Below are 2158 nucleotides of genomic sequence, written 5' to 3'. Positions count from 1 at the left end.
AACAACCGTTGGTGCGGTTATCGGCCCAAACCTTTTTGGCCCTGGCGAAATCATTGGCGGTTGGCTTGGCCTGCCGCATATGACCGGCCCATTTTTCATCACCATCCTTTCGCAAATTCTGGCGAGTTCAGTTTTCTGGTTTGGGCTTCGGCCAGACCCGTTGCTCACCGCTCAAAAACTTGGTGATGCCAAGGCGGCAAAACCAAAACTTTCTATTGGCTCGGCAATTCGAACGCTTCGCGAATATCCAAAAGCTGCTTATGCGGTTGCATCAATCGCGCTTAGCCACATGGTTATGGTTTCGGTGATGTCGATGACACCGGCACACCTAAAAGAGCACGGCGCAACTTTGGTTGTGGTTGGCTTCACAATCAGCATTCACATCGCTGGCATGTATGCCTTCAGCCCAATCTTCGGTTGGCTCTCTGACAAAATTGGCAAAATTCAAACCGTTGTTTTCGGTCAGCTAATTTTTGTTGCAGCGTTGCTATTTGCGGGGCTCGGAATGAACGACCACCAGTCGGTATTGATTGGCTTGTTCTTATTGGGTCTCGGATGGAGCGCGGCCACTGTTTCTGGTTCAGCACTGCTCACTTCATCTTTGCCGGCCGATCAAAAGACAAACGTTCAAGGCCTAAACGATTCGCTCATGAATCTCTCGGGTGCTTTTGGTGGTGCAATCTCTGGCAGCATTATGGCCGCCCTAATGTTTGTGGGTTTGAACCTGGCGGCACTCGTGCCGGTTAGCGTGGTGCTAATTCTCACCGGCCTCACACTGCTTCGCGAGCGCAACCGCGCTTAAATAAAACTCGCCCCCGAGAACGAATCATCGAGAGCGAATTTGTGACCCCAGCGGGATTCGAACCCGCGCTACTGCCGTGAGAGGGCAGCGTCCTAGGCCGCTAAACGATGGGGCCGTTGCGACAACCTTGTTAACTTACCACAGCCAAAACCGCACTGCCATAGGCAATTAGGCCTGCAGGCACAGCCCGCTAATTTAGTGCGCCAGGCGTTGGCCCAAGAATCTTTAGACCGGCAGGCACAACCGAAATCTTCAGTGGCGAATGGCCAGCTGGCTCACCATCGGCAAATGCCGGGGTTTTGCCAGAGTCAATTTCAACGTTTTTCACTCGAACAATTTCAACCGCCGGATGCGAGACGTGCCCGCCAACATAAACGCTCGGAAAAATCTTGATCAGCTCAGGTCGCGAAATTTTGTGCACGATGAATAGGTCTAGCTCGCCATCGTCTGGCTTTGCCTCTGGGGTAACCATCATTCCCCCGCCATAGCAATTCACGTTTGTCACTGCGCAGAGCATTGCATCAATCTCGTGATATTCGCCGTCAACAATTAACTTGTAGCGAAGCTTTTTGAACGCAGCCAACTCTCGAAACATTGCCAGACGATATCGCGATGGCCCTTTTGGGTACTTCCATTTGTTGGCTCTGGCGTTCACGAGCGCATCGAAGCCTGCAGAAATTGAGCCAAAGAAATAGAAACGACCCTTGTCGTTTTCAACCAAACCAACGTCTACCTGACGGGCAATCGGCAAATGATCTGCGGCAATCTGCACGGCCCATTGAATGTCATCAATTGGCAAGCCGAGTGCGCGAGCCGAGTCGTTTCCGGTTCCGCAGGCGATGATGCCAAGCGGCAGCCCGGCATCCGTGACTAAATTGACGCCAAGGTGAACCATGCCATCGCCACCCGCAACAACAAGTGCATCGATTTTTTGGTTGCCAATGGCAACCCGAGCCTTGGCCTCGGCCTCTTCGCTGCTTCGCGAGGTGAGATCGAGAATCTCAACGCCAAGGCGCGCAAATTCGTCGGCGATGGTTTGGTGATTGTTTCGCCCAGAGCCGCGACCCGCGGTTGGGTTCACGATTAGACCAACAACCATTGGTTACCTCTTCAGTGAGCGTGTCTGCAGGGCTGCAATTGCAACTGAAAGTGAGATTAGCACCGAGCCATAGACCAATGTTGTGGTGCTGTTGCCATTTGCGAACCCGCTGACCAACAGCGGCACGGCAGCCAGGGTCAAAACCAGCGCGGCAATGCGGTTCTGCGTCAACTTTTGGCGCAGAACCAAGCCGCGGCGCACGATGGAGTCGAGGCCGGCGAGGCTAGGTGCAAGCTGCACCAAGCCGGCCGAGTCAG

Annotated in this window: 3 protein-coding genes and 1 tRNA gene; 1 reads left to right on the top strand and 3 read right to left on the bottom strand. The window is 53.7% G+C overall.

The features are described from left to right. A partial coding sequence (locus tag Q0L26_RS05795) for an MFS transporter (RefSeq protein ID WP_296648628.1) occupies positions 1-802 on the top strand: 802 nt, incomplete at its 5' end. A 42-nt stretch (positions 803-844) separates the two neighbouring features. Here Q0L26_RS05795 and Q0L26_RS05790 read toward each other — a convergent pair. From Q0L26_RS05790 to Q0L26_RS05780, 3 genes are all read right to left on the bottom strand, one after another. Beyond that, a tRNA-Glu gene (locus Q0L26_RS05790) sits at positions 845-917 on the bottom strand. Between the two features lie 75 nt (positions 918-992). Continuing rightward, a complete protein-coding gene (locus tag Q0L26_RS05785) occupies positions 993-1901 on the bottom strand; it encodes a YegS/Rv2252/BmrU family lipid kinase (RefSeq protein WP_296648626.1) in 909 nt (302 codons plus the stop codon). A 3-nt stretch (positions 1902-1904) separates the two neighbouring features. Next, the coding region (locus tag Q0L26_RS05780) for a hypothetical protein (RefSeq protein WP_296648623.1) at positions 1905-2158 on the bottom strand (254 nt) is incomplete at its 5' end.

This window comes from Rhodoluna sp., from assembly GCF_024641065.1.
Lineage (GTDB): Bacteria > Actinomycetota > Actinomycetes > Actinomycetales > Microbacteriaceae > Rhodoluna.
Note: the sequence above shows the minus strand (reverse complement) of the source record. Positions and strands in the feature narration are given on the sequence as shown.